This is a genomic window from Marinobacter sp. G11 (genome assembly GCF_021282325.1).
Classification (GTDB): domain Bacteria; phylum Pseudomonadota; class Gammaproteobacteria; order Pseudomonadales; family Oleiphilaceae; genus Marinobacter; species Marinobacter vinifirmus.
The window spans coordinates 1-1,283 of record NZ_JAJSPB010000098.1; the positions used below are offsets into that span (position 1 = coordinate 1).

A 1,283-nucleotide genomic window follows, 5' to 3' on the forward strand; every position below is an offset into this window, starting at 1 on the left:
GGATCGGGGGGATGGGGTGGTGCAGAGGCAGTTAAAGTCCGCATTTATCGGTTTAGCGTGACAAAAAAGAGTGATACACATCTCAATTTTGGGAAAAGATTGGTTTGTCTGCTAATTTTTGACTGTGGGTCATGTTGGCCTCAGTCAATAACTACAATAGGCGAACCATTATGGAATGGCTAAGGGATCTTGCTCGATTTGCCTGCGTGGGCAGGTTAAAAGTTGCCGGAATGGTCATTATGTCGAGTTTTTTACTGACAGGATGTTTTGACGGCGGTTCGTCAGGGTCGGGGCCCGCCCTTGATGAGCGTCTGTCTTCTGGTGATGGTAGTTTAAGTGCCACGGTGAGGCGCACGACCAATGGCGTACCTCATGTCAAGGCGGACAACCTTGCCTCGGTCGCTTTTGGTGCTGGTTATGCTCAAAGTCAGGATAACTTATGCCTGCTTGCTGAGGCGTTTGTGAAGGCGCGTAGTGAAAGGGCAAAGTATTTTGGGCCAGGTCCTGATGATATAAATATTATTAACGATTTCAGTTATAAAGCTCAAAAGATACTCAGTGGAGCTGAAGAGGAATATCCCAAACTGAGTGCAGAAACTAAAGCCCTCATCGAGGGATTTACTGCAGGTTATAATAAATATGTCAGTGAGACTGATCACGGTGAACTGCCATCAGAATGCCGAAATCAGCCATGGGTCAAGGAAATTACCCCTGTAGATCTGTTTGCTCACTACCGAATTGTCGGCCAGTACGCAAGCGGGGCTTTGTTTGCCACGGGAGCTGTTTTCCTTGCCGTACCTAATGACCAGTCACCTCTACCAACTCCGGTTATGAATGCTTCCATTCAAAGCAGTGAAGGTAATGTTCTATCGCTCGGAAAGGTAATTGCTCACGCTACGCGCAATGTCGTAGGTCAGGTTGACTACCAGGATTTTGGGTTAGGGAGCAATGCATGGGGTATCGGTGGGACACTTACGGAACAAGGGAAAGGAGCCCTGCTGGCAAATCCACATTTTCCCTACACTGGGCATCGGCGCCTTTACCAAGTCCAGATGACCGTTCCAGGTTACCTGAACACGAATGGGGCAGGTCTTCTTGGAACAGCGGTTCCTCTTATAAATTTCAACCAAAACCTCGCCTGGTCCCATACAGTAACCACTAGTGTCCCGTCTGGGTAATCCCTTTATTTATTATCAATAACACTCAGCTTTGCTCGCGCCACTGAAGTCATAATCGATTCTGCACTCTTGTGCCAGCGGAAGGGCTTTGCCAGTTTCTCATTA

General features: G+C 48.0%; 1 protein-coding gene. It reads left to right on the forward strand.

Going from position 1 to position 1,283, the window contains the following annotated elements; genetic code table 11:
- Positions 1-170: 170 nt before the first annotated feature.
- The gene (locus LWH94_RS19175) at positions 171-1,178 is read left to right on the forward strand and encodes a penicillin acylase family protein (RefSeq protein ID WP_232903306.1); all 1,008 of its coding nucleotides are present in this window, start codon (positions 171-173) and stop codon (positions 1,176-1,178) included.
- The last annotated feature ends 105 nt before the right edge of the window (positions 1,179-1,283 follow it).